This window comes from Streptomyces sp. NPDC030809, assembly GCF_055572195.1.
The window spans coordinates 39,175-54,027 of record NZ_JBVIDV010000022.1; the positions used below are offsets into that span (position 1 = coordinate 39,175).

The 14,853-nt window shown below is 73.2% G+C and carries 10 protein-coding genes; 7 read left to right on the forward strand and 3 right to left on the reverse strand.

The window, feature by feature from the left end; genetic code table 11:
• Positions 1-26 precede the first annotated feature (26 nt).
• Positions 27-1,013, reverse strand: a complete 987-nt coding sequence (locus ACZ407_RS26480; protein ID WP_468132411.1) for an LLM class flavin-dependent oxidoreductase — start codon at positions 1,011-1,013, stop codon at positions 27-29.
• A 79-nt stretch (positions 1,014-1,092) separates the two neighbouring features.
• On the reverse strand, positions 1,093-2,571 hold the full coding sequence (locus tag ACZ407_RS26485) for a purine-cytosine permease family protein (RefSeq protein ID WP_468132413.1): 1,479 nt from the start codon (positions 2,569-2,571) through the stop codon (positions 1,093-1,095).
• A gap of 139 nt (positions 2,572-2,710) precedes the next feature.
• Here ACZ407_RS26485 and ftsY point away from each other — a divergent pair, with 139 nt between their 5' ends.
• The gene (ftsY, locus tag ACZ407_RS26490) at positions 2,711-3,937 is read left to right on the forward strand and encodes a signal recognition particle-docking protein FtsY (RefSeq protein ID WP_468132415.1); all 1,227 of its coding nucleotides are present in this window, start codon (positions 2,711-2,713) and stop codon (positions 3,935-3,937) included.
• 94 nt (positions 3,938-4,031) lie between these two features.
• Here ftsY and ACZ407_RS26495 read toward each other — a convergent pair whose 3' ends face one another.
• On the reverse strand, positions 4,032-4,700 hold the full coding sequence (locus ACZ407_RS26495) for a bifunctional DNA primase/polymerase (RefSeq protein ID WP_468132417.1): 669 nt from the start codon (positions 4,698-4,700) through the stop codon (positions 4,032-4,034).
• A gap of 343 nt (positions 4,701-5,043) precedes the next feature.
• On the opposite strand from ACZ407_RS26495, the gene nsdA reads away from it, so the two are divergent.
• The 6 genes from nsdA (at position 5,044) to ftsH (ending at position 14,817) form a co-directional block, all read left to right on the forward strand.
• Entirely contained in the window at positions 5,044-6,543 is a 1,500-nt protein-coding gene (gene nsdA / locus ACZ407_RS26500; protein WP_468132419.1) for a transcriptional repressor NsdA, read from the forward strand.
• Positions 6,544-6,858: 315 nt separating this feature from the next.
• Positions 6,859-8,205, forward strand: coding sequence for an ammonium transporter (locus ACZ407_RS26505; RefSeq protein WP_468132421.1), 1,347 nt, complete (start codon positions 6,859-6,861; stop codon positions 8,203-8,205).
• A complete protein-coding gene (locus ACZ407_RS26510; protein ID WP_468132423.1) occupies positions 8,202-8,540 on the forward strand; it encodes a P-II family nitrogen regulator in 339 nt (112 codons plus the stop codon). Before ACZ407_RS26505 ends, ACZ407_RS26510 begins: the two co-directional genes overlap by 4 nt.
• Before the next feature lie 51 nt (positions 8,541-8,591).
• Positions 8,592-11,024 carry a [protein-PII] uridylyltransferase gene (locus tag ACZ407_RS26515; RefSeq protein ID WP_468132425.1) on the forward strand — a complete coding sequence of 811 codons (2,433 nt, stop codon included), beginning with the start codon at positions 8,592-8,594 and terminating at the stop codon, positions 11,022-11,024.
• Positions 11,025-11,125: 101 nt separating this feature from the next.
• A complete protein-coding gene (ffh, locus tag ACZ407_RS26520; RefSeq protein ID WP_468132427.1) occupies positions 11,126-12,691 on the forward strand; it encodes a signal recognition particle protein in 1,566 nt (521 codons plus the stop codon).
• Positions 12,692-12,897: 206 nt separating this feature from the next.
• Positions 12,898-14,817, forward strand: coding sequence for an ATP-dependent zinc metalloprotease FtsH (gene ftsH, locus ACZ407_RS26525; protein ID WP_468132429.1), 1,920 nt, complete (start codon positions 12,898-12,900; stop codon positions 14,815-14,817).
• The last annotated feature ends 36 nt before the right edge of the window (positions 14,818-14,853 follow it).

Genomic DNA, 14,853 nt, shown 5'->3' on the forward strand with positions numbered 1-14,853 from the left:
CTCCTCGCACCCGGTGCTGCCCCGGCTCAGCCCTTGAGCCGGGGCAGCACCTGCTCGCACAGCAGGTGCAGGCTGCGCCAGCCCTCGTCGAGCGGCATGCCCCCGCACAGCGGGTGCAGCACCAGGTTGCCCGCCTCCCCGGCCTCCCGCGCGTACCCCACCGCCTGGTCCGGGGTCAGGATCCGGTAGACCCCCTCGGCCCGCAGCTCCGCCACCGTGCCGGCCCGCGAGCGCACCGCCGAGCGGATGTCCTTGGACTGCCAGGAGGCGTACGTGCCCGCCTCGTGCAGGAAGTGCTCCCCGTACAGGTCCCAGGCCCGGTCCGGATCCTCCGCGAGGTGCAGCAGCGGGGTCTGCGCCGCCGGCATCATGCAGAACCCCTCCGTCCCGTACTCCGCCAGCCGCTCCCGGTAGTACGCCTCCAGCTCCGGCAGGTGCGCGCTCGGGAAGAACGGCAGCCCCAGCCGGGCCGCGCGCCGGGCCGCGGCCTGCGAGCTGCCGCCCACCAGCAGCATGGGATGCGGTCGGGTGAACGGCCGCGGGGTCACCCGCACCCGCCGGCCCCGGTACGTGAACTCCTCGCCGGTCCACGCCCGGAGCAGGGTCTCCAGCAGCTCGTCCTGGAGCCGGCCGCGCCGGCCCCACTCCACGCCCTGCTGCTCGTACTCCTCCGGCCGGTAGCCGATGCCCGCCACCGTGACCAGCCGGCCGCCGCTGACCAGGTCCAGCACCGCGATGTCCTCGGCCGTCCGCAGCGGGTCGTAGAGCGGGCCGATGATCGCGGAGACCGTGACCGCGATCCGGCGCGTGGCACCGAAGACGGCGCCCGCGAACACGAACGGCGAGGGCAGCCAGTTGTTGGCCGTGCCGTGGTGCTCCTCGGTCTGCACGGTGTCGATCCCGCGGTCGTCCGCATACGCGGCCATCTCCACGGCCGCCTGGTAGCGGGCCGCGAGCGACTCGGGGGTGCCGTGCGGATCGACGAGATTGAACCGGGCCACGGTGACGGGCATACGGGAATCCCCCTTCGCCAGGACGGGCGGCCCGGTGGGTGCCCGGGCCGGGCGAAGGGGGAGGCTAGCTGACGCAGCGTCAGTTGGACAGGGATCCGGCGGGCTCGTGCTCCGCCGGCCCCCCGGCCGCCGGCCGCTCCCCGGACCGCGCCGGCGCCGACGCGCCGCGCGGCAGCACCGCGTACAGCAGGCCCGAGACGAGGATGCCGACCGCCCAGCCCAGGCCGTTCTCCCCGACCCAGGAGGCCGCCAGCGGGCCCGCGAACCAGTCCACCCGCGTGAACAGCAGCCCCGACACCAGCGCCAGGCCCCAGGCCGCCATCGCCTGCCAGGCGAAGCCGCCCCGATACCAGTACGCCCCCGCCGGGGAGGTGTCCATCAGCGCCTCCGCGTCGTACGTGCGCCCCCGCAGCAGGTCCACGCCGAAGACGCCGATCCACGCCGAGAAGGCCACCGCCAGCAGGGTCAGGAAGGAGATGAACGAGCCGAAGAACCCCGTCGCCACCACCATCAGCAGGAAGCCGAAGACCAGGCTGATCGCCGCGTTCACGCTCACCGCCCAGGCCCGCGGGACCCGGATGCCCAGGGTCTGCGCCGTGAAGCCCGCCGAGTACATCGACATCGAGTTGATCAGCAGCATGCCGACCAGCGCGATCAGCAGGTAGGGGACCGCGATCCAGGTGGGCAGCAGCGCCCCGATGAAGGACACGGGGTCCTGGGCGCTCGCCAGATCGGGCGTGCCCACCGCCATCACCGCGCCCATCAGCACCATCGGCAGCACGACCACCCCGGCCCCGCCCACCGTGGCCCCGACCACGCCCCGCGAGGAGGCCGTACGCGGCAGGTAGCGCGTGAAGTCCGGCCCCGAGGGCACCCAGCTGATGCCGCCCGCGGCGATGGTGCCGATGCCCGCGACCATCATCGCGGTCGAACCGGCGGGCCTGCCGAAGACCGCCGCCCAGTCGGTCGTGGCGACGAGGTAGCCGAGCACGAGCACGCTGAAGGCGCCGAACAGGTACGTGGACCAGATGCTGCACCGGCGCAGCGCGTTGATGCCGAGCCCCGACACCAGGAAGGTACAGCCGACGAAGAGCAGCAGTGTGACCACGGTCAGCGCGATGTTCTTGCGGATGCCGAAGAGCAGGTCCAGCACGGTCAGCACGGCGTACGCCCCGCTGACCGCGTTGATCGTCTCCCAGCCCCAGCGGGCCACCCAGATCAGCGCACCCGGGAACAGGTTGCCCCGCTGCCCGAAGACCGCCCGGGACAGGGCCATCCCCGGGGCCCCGCCCCGCTTGCCGGCCAGGGAGATCAGGCCGACCAGCCCGTAGCTGACCGCGGGGGCGGCCACCGCCACCACCAGCACCTGCCAGATGTTCAGCCCGTTGAAGATCACCAGCCCGGCACCCATGGTCAGCAGCAGCACGCTGATGTTGGCGGCGACCCAGGTGGGGAACAGCTCGCGGACGCGGCCGGTGCGCTCGGCGTCGGGTACGGGCTCCAGCCCGCGGGTCTCCATCGCGCCGTCCGTCGTGGCGGCGGTGTCCTGGGCAGGCATGCGTGCTCCGGTGAGGGGTTCGGGGGAATCCGCCCATCATCGTAGGAACGGTGCGAAATGCACAAACAGAGGCTTAAGGCCTTGTGCGATGTGCCGAGGTCCGGGTTCCGCCGCGGCCGTGGCCGATACTGGGGGGGTTATGGACATCCTCATCCTCGCCGTAGTCATCGCCCTGGTCGCGGTCGGTGCGATCAGCGGGCTCGTGGTCAGCAGCCGCAAGAAGAAGCAGCTGCCCCCCACGGCCCCGCCGAGCACGCCGACCATCACAGCCCCGCCCGCCGAACCGCACGTGGGGGAGGAGGCCGAACCGGGCGCGCAAGAGCCGCGCCGCACGATCGAGGAGGTCGTGCTCCCGGACGCCGGCGCCCAGGCCCCTGCCGCCGAGGCCCCCGCCGAGCCGGAGGCCCCCGAGGCGCCGGCCGCCCCGGAGATCGAGGTCCCCGAGCCCACCGCCGGGCGCCTGGTCCGGCTGCGCGCCCGCCTGTCCCGCTCCCAGAACTCCCTGGGCAAGGGCCTGCTCACGCTGCTCTCCCGCGAGCACCTCGACGAGGACACCTGGGAGGAGATCGAGGAGACCCTGCTCACCGCGGACGTCGGCGTCGCGCCCACCCAGGAGCTCGTCGACCGCCTGCGCGAGCGGGTCAAGGTGCTCGGCACCCGCACCCCCGAGGACCTGCGCGCCCTGCTGCGCGAGGAGCTCGTGGCCCTCATCGGCCCCGACACCGACCGCGCGGTCAAGACCGAGAGCGGCACCGACACCCCCGGCGTCGTGATGGTCGTGGGCGTCAACGGCACCGGCAAGACCACCACCACCGGCAAGCTCGCCCGGGTCCTGGTCGCCGACGGCCGCAGCGTCGTGCTCGGCGCGGCCGACACCTTCCGCGCCGCCGCCGCCGACCAGCTGCAGACCTGGGGCGAGCGGGTCGGCGCCCGCACCGTCCGCGGCCCCGAGGGCGGCGACCCGGCGTCCATCGCCTTCGACGCGGTCAAGGAGGGCATCGCCGAGGGTGCGGACGTCGTCCTCATCGACACCGCCGGCCGGCTGCACACGAAGACCGGCCTCATGGACGAGCTCGGCAAGGTCAAGCGCGTCGTGGAGAAGCACGGCCCGCTGGACGAGATCCTGCTCGTCCTCGACGCCACCACCGGCCAGAACGGCCTGGTCCAGGCCCGCGTCTTCGCGGAGGTCGTGGACATCACCGGCATCGTGCTGACCAAGCTGGACGGTACCGCCAAGGGCGGCATCGTGATCGCCGTACAGCGCGAGCTCGGCGTCCCCGTCAAGCTCGTCGGGCTCGGCGAGGGACCGGACGACCTGGCACCGTTCGAGCCGGGCGCGTTCGTCGACGCCCTCATCGGGGACTGATCCCACCGGAAGCGGGACCCCACCGGAACGGTACGAGGGGCCCGGCGGCAGCAGCCGCCGGGCCCCTCGCCGCGTCCGGCGGGACCGGGCCCCGCTACAGCTGGAAGCGGTGGCAGATGTAGGCCAGCGTGCCCAGGAGCAGCCGGGCCTGCGGGGGACCGCCCGCGGAGTCGAGGGCCGGCGGCCGCAGCCAGCGCATCGGCCCCAGCCCGCCGCGGTCCGACGGCGGCGCCGTCACGAAACTGCCCGCGCCCAGCGCCTTCAGGTCCAGCCGGGCGTCGTCCCAGCCCATCCGGTACAGCAGCTGCGGCAGCTCGGCCGCCGCACCGGGGGCCACGAAGAACTGCGCCCGCCCGCAGGGGGTCGCCGTCACCGGCCCCAGCGGCAGCCCCATCCGCTCCAGGCGCACCAGCGCCCGCCGGCCCGCCTCCTCGGCCACCTCGATCACGTCGAAGGACCGGCCCACGGGCAGCAGCACCGCCGCACCGGGGAACTCGCCCCAGGCCTCCGTCACCTCGTCGAGGGTCGCGCCCGCCGGCACCCCGGCGTCGAAGGCCAGCGGATGCGCGCCCGGCGCCGGACACTGCGCGTCTCCGCAGGAACAGGCCCGGCTGCCGGCCGCCGCCCGCGCTCCGGGAACCACGTCCCAGCCCCACAGCCCGGTGTACTCCGCCACCGCTGTGCACTCCGACATCCGGCCCCGGCGCCGAGAGCCGGCCCGGTACTCCTTGGTGCCCCGGCTGCCGCCGATCGTGAAGCCCATGCCCCCTCCAACGGGTCGAACTCGCCGGTGGTTACGACGCGGAGGAGGCCGGGCACCCGGCGCACTCCACCGCCGCGCGCGCCCCGGCGCACTCCGCTCCGCCAACTTCTGGTCTTCCTAGTCGTCAAGTGAATCGCGCCCGGAGGGTGGCGAGTTCATTCAAAGGGGTGGCGAATGGTGGCGATTGTGGAATCGGGGTCGCGGCAGGGGTGATCGTAGGATTACTTTCGGTACACGGAGCCTTGCGGAAGGCGCATCCTTGGGTATGCCGGAGGCAGGATGCGGTTGGCGACTCCCTTCCGGCGCAAGGGTGTTCCGAAGGCGAGTGGATGGGGGCGTTCCAGTGAGCGGCAGTGGCCCGATCGGCATGAGCGAGGAGCCCGTCCCCCGGGACGGCGGAGGCGAACCGCGCCGCAACGAGCAGCTCACCTCGTGGTTCGTGCGCAGCGGCTGGTCCAAGGGCGAGCTCGCCCGCCAGGTCAACCGCCGGGCCCGGCAGCTCGGCGCCCACCACATCAGCACCGACACCTCCCGGGTCCGGCGCTGGCTCGACGGCGAACAGCCCCGCGAACCCATCCCGCGGATCCTGTCCGAGCTCTTCTCCGAGCGGTTCGGCGCCGTCGTCGCCATCGAGGACCTCGGGCTGCGCGTCGCCCACCAGTCGCCCTCCGTCTCCGGGGTGGACCTGCCGTGGGCCGCGCCGCAGACCGTCGAACTCCTCAGCGAGTTCTCCCGCAGCGACCTCATGCTCGCCCGCCGCGGCTTCCTCGGCGCCTCCCTCGCCCTCTCCGCCGGACCCGCCCTCATCGAGCCCATGCAGCGCTGGCTCGTGCCCGTACCCGCCGGAGACCCGGGCGCCGGCGGCAGCCTGGTGGGCCGCCGCGGGGTCCAGCTGTCCGAACCCGAGCTGGACCTGCTCGAAGCCACGACCGTCATGTTCCGCCAGTGGGACGCCCAGTGCGGCGGCGGGCTGCGCCGCAAGGCCGTCGTCGGGCAGCTCCACGAGGTCACCGACCTGCTCCAGGAGTCGCACCCGGCGCCCACCATGAAACGGCTGTTCAAGGTCGCCGCCGAACTCGCCGAACTGGCGGGCTGGATGAGCTACGACATCGGCCTCCAGCCCACCGCGCAGAAGTACTTCGTCCTCGCCCTCCACGCCTCCAAGGAGGCCGGGGACAAGCCGCTGGGCTCGTACATCCTCTCCAACATGAGCCGGCAGATGATCCACCTCGGCCGCCCCGAGGACGCCCTCGAACTCATCCACCTCGCCCAGTACGGCAGCCGCGACTGCGCCGGCCCCCGCACCCAGGCCATGCTGTATGCGATGGAGGCCCGCGCCTACGCCAACATGGGCCAGCCCAGCCGCTGCAAGCGGGCCGTCCGCATGGCCGAGGACACCTTCGCCGACATCGCGTTCGGCTCCGAGCCCGAGCCCGACTGGATCCGCTTCTTCTCCGAGGCCGAGCTCAACGGGGAGAACTCCCACTCCTTCCGCGACCTCGCCTACGTGGCCGGGCGCAGCCCCACGTACGCCTCCCTCGCCGAGCCCGTCATGCTGCGGGCCGTGGAGCTCTTCGAAAAGGACGAGGAGCACCAGCGCTCCTACGCCCTCAACCTCATCGGCATGGCCACCGTCCACCTGCTGCGCCGCGAGCCCGAGCAGGCCGCCGCCCTCGCCGAGCGGGCCCTCCCCGTGGCCAGGAAAGTGCGGTCCGAACGGGTGAACACCCGGCTCCGCAAGACCGTGGACACCGCGGCCCGCGAATACGGAGACGTGGGCGAGGTGGTCCGGCTCACCGACCGGATCGCCGCCCAGCTCCCCGAGTCCGCCGAGGCCGTCTGACGGCCCGCCCGGCCCGGCCCCGGACCCGGCCGCGACAGCGACCCGCACCATCCGACTCGGCTCCCCCCTGCCAGGTCATGCGGGTGCTGTCGCGGCCGGCCGCGCCTCCCGCCCCGTTCATGGGCGCGTAACACGCCCGACCTCTTCGTCACGGCACAGAAACATCGAGCGGCACCGCCGGAAACCGGCCTGCGCGAATCTCATGGCTCATAACCGGCCAGTCGCCGGACGGCCCGCCCCAGGCCGCACGCCTTGCGCCGCTCAGGTTTCCCACGATCGCCCGCACGCGAACGTACCGACGACGAGGAGACGCCGATGGCACCAGCCATCACGACCCTTGCCGCAGACGCCCCCGAGCTGTCTGCCGCCAACACAGGGTTCATGCTCATCTGCTCCGCCCTGGTCATGCTGATGACCCCCGGCCTCGCCTTCTTCTACGGAGGCATGGTCCGCGTCAAGAGCAGCCTGAACATGCTCATGATGAGCTTCATCAGCCTCGGGATCGTCACGATCCTGTGGGTGCTCTACGGCTTCAGCCTCGCCTTCGGCACCGACTCCGGCTCCCTCATCGGCTGGTCCGCCGACTACGTCGGCCTCAGCGGCATCGGACTCACCGAACTGTGGGACGGCTACACCATCCCGGTGTACGTCTTCGCCGTCTTCCAGCTCATGTTCGCGATCATCACCCCCGCCCTGATCAGCGGCGCCCTCGCCGACCGCGTCAAGTTCAGCGCCTGGGCCCTGTTCATCGCCCTCTGGGTCACCCTCGTCTACTTCCCCGTCGCCCACTGGGTCTGGGGCGCCGGCGGCTGGCTCTTCGAGATGGGTGTCATCGACTTCGCCGGCGGCACCGCCGTCCACATCAACGCCGGCGCCGCCGCCCTCGGCGTGATCCTCGTCATCGGCAAGCGCGTCGGCTTCAAGAAGGACCCGATGCGCCCGCACAGCCTCCCGCTGGTCATGCTCGGCGCCGGCCTCCTCTGGTTCGGCTGGTTCGGCTTCAACGCAGGATCCTGGCTCGGCAACGACGACGGCATCGGCGCCGTCATGTTCGTCAACACCCAGGTCGCCACCGCCGCCGCCATGCTCGCCTGGCTCGCCTACGAAAAGCTGCGCCACGGCACCTTCACCACGCTCGGCGCCGCCTCCGGAGCCGTCGCCGGCCTCGTCGCCATCACCCCCTCCGGCGGCTCCTGCTCCCCGCTCGGAGCCATCGCCATCGGCGCCATCGCCGGCGTGGCCTGCGCCATGGCCGTCGGCCTCAAGTACAAGTTCGGCTACGACGACTCCCTCGACGTGGTCGGCGTCCACCTCGTCGGCGGCGTCCTCGGCTCGCTGCTCGTCGGCCTCTTCGCCACCGGCGGGGTCCAGTCCGACGCAGCCGGCCTCTTCTACGGCGGCGGCCTCGGACAGCTCGGCAAGCAGGCCGTGGGAGTCTTCTCCGTCCTCGCCTACTCTCTCGTGGCGTCCGCGGTGCTCGCCTTCCTCGTCGACAAGGCCATCGGAATGCGCGTCTCCGAGGACGACGAGGTCTCCGGCATCGACCAGGCGGAACACGCCGAGACCGCGTACGACTTCAGCGGAGCCGGCGGCGGTGCCTCCTCGCGGAGCACCGCAGTGCCCGCCCCCGCCGCCACGCAGACCAAGAAGGTGGATGCATGAAGCTCATCACCGCGATCGTCAAGCCCCACCGGCTCGACGAGATCAAGGAGGCCCTCCAGGCCTTCGGAGTCCAGGGCCTGACCGTCACCGAGGCCAGCGGCTACGGCCGCCAGCGCGGCCACACCGAGGTCTACCGCGGCGCCGAGTACACCGTGGACCTGGTCCCGAAGATCCGCATCGAGGTCCTCGTCGACGACACCGACGCCGAAGACGTCATGAACGTCGTCGTCACCGCCGCCCGCACCGGCAAGATCGGCGACGGCAAGGTGTGGAGCCTGCCCGTCGACTCCGTCGTCCGCGTCCGCACCGGCGAACGCGGCCCGGACGCGCTGTAACGGCAACCGGAATCCGAGCGGAAGCCGACCGGAAGCGAAGGGGAGACCTCGGTGACGAGCGTCGAAGACACCAGCGAACAGGCAGACCCGCGATCCGGCGGCTACGCGGCGGCCCGGCTGCGGCTCCTCCAGGAGGAGCCGCAGTCCGGGCCCTCGCGGCGTGCCGCCCTCGCCGCCCTCACCGACACCTGGCTGGCCGCGCTCTTCGCGGCAGCCGTCCGGGACACCGGGGTCCGGGGCGCCGCCCTCGTCGCCGTCGGCGGCTACGGACGCTCCGAACTCTCCCCCCGCAGCGACCTCGACCTGCTCCTCCTCCACGACGGGAAGGCCGCCCCGGCCGCCCTCGCCGCCCTCGCCGACCGGATCTGGTACCCCGTCTGGGACCTGGGCCTGGCCCTCGACCACTCCGTACGCACCCCCGCCCAGGCCCGGAAGACGGCCGCCGAGGACCTCAAGGTGCAGCTCGGCCTCCTCGACGCCCGAGCCGTCGCCGGAGACCTCGGCCTGGCCGCCGCCGTACGCACCACCGTCCTCGCCGACTGGCGCAACCAGGCCGTCCGCCGGCTCCCCGAGCTCCACGCCATGTGCCGGGACCGCGCCGAACGCGCCGGCGAACTCCGCTTCCTCCTCGAACCCGACCTCAAAGAGGCCCGGGGCGGCCTGCGCGACGCCACCGCCCTGCGCGCCGTCGCCGCCTCCTGGGTGGCCGACGCCCCCCGCCAGGGACTCGCCGAGGCCCGCCGCCGGCTCCTCGACACCCGCGACGCCCTCCACCTCGCCACCGGCCGCGCCACCGACCGGCTCTCCCTCCAGGAACAGGACCAGGTCGCCGAAGGCCTCGGACTCCCCGGCTCCGACGCCCTGCTCCGCCAGGTCTACGAGGCCGCCGGCGTCGTCTCCTACGCCGGCGACGTCACCTGGCGCGAGGTCGGCCGGGTCCTGCGGGCCCGCTCCGCCCGGCCCCGGCTGCGCGGCCTGCTCGGCGGCCGCAGCGCCCCCGCCGAACGCGCCCCGCTCGCCGAAGGCGTCGTGGAGCAGGACGGCGAGGCCGGGCTCGCCCTCGCCGCCCGCCCCGAACGCGACCCGGTCCTCCCGCTGCGCCTCGCGGCCGCCGCCGCCCAGGCCGGACTGCCCGTCTCCCCGCACGCCGTACGCCGGCTCGCCGCCCAGGCCCGGCCACTGCCCGTGCCCTGGCCGGCCGAGGCCCGCGAACAGCTCCTGACCCTCCTCGGCGCCGGCGAGCCCACCGTCGCCGTCTGGGAGGCCCTCGAAGCCGAAGGGCTCATCAGCCGGCTGCTGCCCGACTGGGAACGGGTCCGCTGCCGCCCCCAGCGCAACCCCGTGCACACCTGGACCGTCGACCGGCACCTCGTCGAGACCGCCGTCCGGGCCTCCGCCCTCACCCGCCGGGTGGGCCGCCCCGACCTGCTGCTCGTGGCCGCCCTCCTCCACGACATCGGCAAGGGGCTGCCCGGGGACCACTCCGCCGCCGGAGAACCCCTCGCCCGGGCCATCGCCGCCCGGATCGGATTCGACGCCGAGGACGCGGCCGTCATCGCCACCCTGGTCCGCCACCACCTGCTGCTCGTCGAGACCGCCACCCGCAGGGACCTCGACGACCCCGCCACCGTGCGCGCCGTCGCCGACGCCGTCGGCTCCGCCACCACCCTCGAACTCCTGCACGCCCTCACCGAAGCCGACGCCCTGGCCACCGGCCCCGCCGCCTGGAGCGCCTGGCGCGGCTCCCTCGTCGCCGACCTCGCCGCCCGCGCCGCCGCCCTGCTCGGCGGGGAGCACCCGCCCGCCCCCGGACCCCCCGCCCCCTCCGCCGAACAGGAGCGGCTCGCCGTCGAGGCGCTGCGCACCGGCGAACCCGTACTCGCCCTGCACGCCCGGACGGAAACGGAAGGCGCCGACAGCGAGGTCGGGGTCGAACTGCTCGTGGCCGTGCCCGACCAGCCCGGGGTGCTGCCCGCCGCCGCCGGGGTTCTTGCCCTGCACCGGCTCACCGTACGCGCCGCCGACCTGCGCTCCCTCGAACTGCCCGACGCGCTCGGCGAGGTGCTCGTCCTGCGCTGGCGGGTCGCCGCCGAATACGGCTCCCTGCCCCAGGCCGGCCGGCTGCGGGCGGACCTGATCCGCGCCCTCGACGGCTCCCTCGACGTCCCCGCCCGGCTCGCCGACCGCGAAGCCGCGTACCCGCGCCGCCGCGGGGTCTTCCCCCCGCCCCCGCGGGTCACCGTGGTCCCCGACGTCTCCACCCTCGCCACCGTCCTGGAGGTCCGCGCCCCCGACGCGGTCGGCCTTCTGCACCGCATCGGGCGGGCCCTGGAGGGCGCCGGCGTCCGCGTGCGCAGCGCCCACGTCTCCACCCTGGGCGCCAACGCGGTGGACTCCCTCTACGTGACCGGCCCGGAGGGCAAACCCCTCTCCGCAGAGGAAGCCGCCGCCCTCGCCGCCACGGTCGAGACCGCGCTCTCCTGACCCGCCCCGCCCCCTCGGCCACGGGCGGGGGCACCCCCTTGCCCGGGCCCGATACTCTGGAGGGCGACCAGACGCCCCCGACCTGAGGAACCGCGACCATCGTGTTCGATACGCTTTCCGACCGCCTTGCCTCGACCTTCAAGAGCCTTCGCGGCAAAGGCCGCCTGAGCGAGGCCGACATCGACGCGGCGGCCCGGGACATCCGTATCGCCCTCCTCGAGGCCGACGTCGCGCTCCCCGTGGTCCGCTCGTTCATCAAGAACGTCAAGGAGCGCGCCCTCGGGGCCGAGGTCAGCAAGGCGCTGAACCCCTCCCAGCAGGTCCTCAAGATCGTCAACGAGGAGCTCGTCGGCATCCTCGGCGGCGAGACCCGCCGCCTGCGGTTCGCCAAGACCCCGCCGACCGTGATCATGCTCGCCGGCCTCCAGGGCGCCGGCAAGACCACCCTCGCCGGAAAGCTCGGCCTCTGGCTCAAGGGCCAGGGCCACACCCCGCTGCTCGTCGCCTGCGACCTCCAGCGCCCCAACGCCGTCAACCAGCTCAGCGTCGTCGCCGAGCGGGCCGGCGTGGCCGTCTACGCCCCGCAGCCCGGCAACGGCGTCGGCGACCCGGTCCAGGTCGCCAAGGACTCGGTCGAATACGCCCGCACCAAGCAGCACGACATCGTCATCGTCGACACCGCCGGCCGCCTCGGCATCGACCAGGAGCTGATGCAGCAGGCCGCGGACATCCGCGACGCCGTCAGCCCCGACGAGATCCTCTTCGTCGTCGACGCCATGATCGGCCAGGACGCGGTCAACACCGCCGAGGCCTTCCGCGACGGCGTCGGCTTCGACGGCGTGGTGCTCTCCAAGCTCGACGGCGACGCCCGCGGCGGTGCCGCGCTCTCCATCGCGCACGTCACCGGCAAGCAGATCATGTTCGCCTCGAACGGCGAGAAGCTCGACGAGTTCGACGCCTTCCACCCCGACCGCATGGCCGGCCGGATCCTCGACATGGGTGACATGCTCACCCTCATCGAGCAGGCCGAGAAGACCTTCTCGCAGGCCGAGGCCGAGAAGATGGCGGCCAAGCTCGCCAAGGGCCCCAAGGAGTTCACGCTCGACGACTTCCTGGCCCAGATGGAGCAGGTCCGCAAGATGGGCTCCATCTCCAAGCTGCTCGGCATGCTCCCCGGCATGGGCCAGATCAAGGACCAGATCAACAACATCGACGAGCGCGACGTGGACCGCACCGCCGCGATCATCAAGTCGATGACCCCGGCCGAGCGCCAGGACCCGACGATCATCAACGGCTCCCGCCGCGCCCGCATCGCCAAGGGCTCCGGCGTCGAGGTCAGCGCCGTCAAGAACCTCGTCGAGCGCTTCTTCGAGGCCCGCAAGATGATGTCCCGCATGGCCCAGGGCGGCGGGATGCCCGGCATGCCCGGCATCCCGGGCATGGGCGGCGGCCCCGGCCGCCAGAAGAAGCAGGTCAAGCAGGCCAAGGGCAAGCGCAAGAGCGGCAACCCGATGAAGCGCAAGGCCGACGAGGCCGCCGCCGCCGCGCGCCGCGAGCAGGGCGGCGCCGCCGCGGCCCTGGAGCCGGGCAACCCGTTCGGGCTGCCGGGCGGCGCCCCGGGCGAGGACTTCGAGCTGCCGGACGAGTTCAAGAAGTTCATGAAGTAGCCGCGCCGTACACCCGCACGGGTGCACGCACCAAGGGCCTCCGCCGCGGCGGAGGCCCTTTTCGCTGCCCCGGCCCGGCCCCGCGCCCCCCGCCTGGAAGGCCCCCGGAAGGCCCCCGTAAACCGCCCGCCCAGGCCCCGCCCCGCACGGCGGCCGCCCGATTCCTCCCGTAACGTCAAGATCGCTGTCGGCAGAGGAGGACCGCCGTGCCCAACCCCACCCCCGCACCGCCGCGCGCCCGGGCGGACACCCCCTGGCGCTCCGAGGGGGCGCCCCCCGCCCCGCCGCCCGGGAAGAAGATGCCGGGCGGCTGGCGCGGCCTGATCCTCACGGCCCTCCTCGTCTACCTCCTGACCAACCTCGTGCTGTCCTTCTTCAACGACGGGGACGAGCCCACCGTCTCGTACACCGAGTTCAGCAAGCAGGTGGCCGCCGGCAACGTCTCGAAGATCTACTCCAAGGGCGACGCCATCGAAGGCCAGCTCAAGGAGAAGCAGCCGGTCCCCGGCGGCAAGGGCGACTACACGAAGTTCGTCACCCAGCGGCCCGCCTTCGCCGACGACGACCTCTGGGCCGGCCTCACCTCCAAAGGCGTCACCGTCACCGCCTCCCCGGTGGTCGAACACCGCAGCTTCCTCGCCAACCTGCTGATCTCCCTCGCCCCCATGCTGCTGCTCGTCGCCCTCTGGGTACTCGTCGCCCGCCGCATGGGCGCCGCCATGGGCGGCGCGGCCGGCGCCCTCGGCCGCAAGGCCCCGCCCCGGCCCGTGGAACTCGAAGAGGGTAAACGCACCACCTTCGAGGACGTGGCCGGCATCGACGAGGTCGAAGGCGAGCTCAGCGAGGTCGTCGACTTCCTGAAGAACCCCGCCCGGTACCGCCGGATGGGCGCCCGCATGCCCGGCGGCGTCCTCCTCGCCGGCCCGCCCGGCACCGGCAAGACCCTCCTCGCCCGCGCCGTCGCCGGCGAGGCCGGGGTCCCCTTCTTCTCCGCCTCCGCCTCCGAGTTCATCGAAATGATCGTCGGCGTGGGCGCCGGCCGGGTCCGCGAGCTGTTCTCCGAGGCCCGCAAGGTGGCCCCCGCCATCATCTTCATCGACGAGATCGACACCATCGGCCGAGCCCGCGGCGGCGGCACCGGCATGGGCGGGCACGACGAGCGCGAGCAGACCCTCAACCAGATCCTCACCGAAATGGACGGCTTCTCCGGCTCCGAAGGGGTCGTCGTCATCGCCGCCACCAACCGCGCCGACGTCCTCGACCCCGCCCTCACCCGGCCCGGCCGCTTCGACCGCACCGTCGTCGTCAGCCCGCCCGACCGCGGCGGCCGCGAGGCCATCCTGCGCATCCACACCCGCGAGATCCCCCTCGACGACTCCGTGGACCTCGCCCAGGTGGCCCGCACCACCCCCGGCATGACCGGAGCCGAACTCGCCAACCTCGCCAACGAGGCGGCCCTCCTCGCCGTCAAGCGCGAACAGACCGCCGTCACCCAGTCGGACCTCTCCGACGCCCTGGAGAAGGTCCAGCTCGGCGCCGAACGCCCCCTGGTCATGCCCGAGGAGGAGCGCCGCCGCACCGCCTACCACGAGAGCGGCCACGCCCTCCTCGGCATGCTCCAGCCCGGCGCCGACCCCGTCCGCAAGATCACCATCGTGCCCCGCGGCCGGGCCCTCGGCGTCACCCTCTCCACCCCCGACGCCGACCGCTACGCCTACACCGAGGAGTACCTGCGCGGCCGCATCATCGGCGCACTCGGCGGCATGGCCGCCGAACAGGTCGTCTACGGGGTCATCACCACCGGCGCCGAGAACGACCTCGAACAGGTCACCAACCTCGCCCGCGGCATGGTCGGCCGCTGGGGCATGAGCGAGCGCGTCGGACGGCTCACCGCCATCCCCTCCGACGCCCAGAGCGCCTACGGGCTCTCCGCCGCCCCCGCCACCCTCGACACCGTCGACAGCGAGATGCGGCGCATCGTCGACGAGTGCTACGAGAGCGCCTGCCGGCTCCTGCGCGAACACCGCGACAAGCTGGACGCCCTCGCCGGCGCCCTCCTGGAGAACGAGACCCTGGAGGAGGACCAGGCCTACGCCGCCGCCGGCATCACCCGCCTCGCCAAATGACCCGCCCCCCACCGCAGCGGCCCGCCCGGGCGGGCG

Bases quoted from the DNA above. Each gene is read 5' to 3' on its own strand.
- ACZ407_RS26480 (WP_468132411.1), bottom strand. From the start codon at position 1,013: ATGCCCGTCACCGTGGCCCGGTTCAATCTCGTCGATCCGCACGGCACC.
- ACZ407_RS26485 (WP_468132413.1), bottom strand. From the start codon at position 2,571: ATGCCTGCCCAGGACACCGCCGCCACGACGGACGGCGCGATGGAGACC.
- ftsY (WP_468132415.1), top strand. From the start codon at position 2,711: ATGGACATCCTCATCCTCGCCGTAGTCATCGCCCTGGTCGCGGTCGGT.
- ACZ407_RS26495 (WP_468132417.1), bottom strand. From the start codon at position 4,700: ATGGGCTTCACGATCGGCGGCAGCCGGGGCACCAAGGAGTACCGGGCC.
- ACZ407_RS26505 (WP_468132421.1), top strand. From the start codon at position 6,859: ATGGCACCAGCCATCACGACCCTTGCCGCAGACGCCCCCGAGCTGTCT.
- ACZ407_RS26510 (WP_468132423.1), top strand. From the start codon at position 8,202: ATGAAGCTCATCACCGCGATCGTCAAGCCCCACCGGCTCGACGAGATC.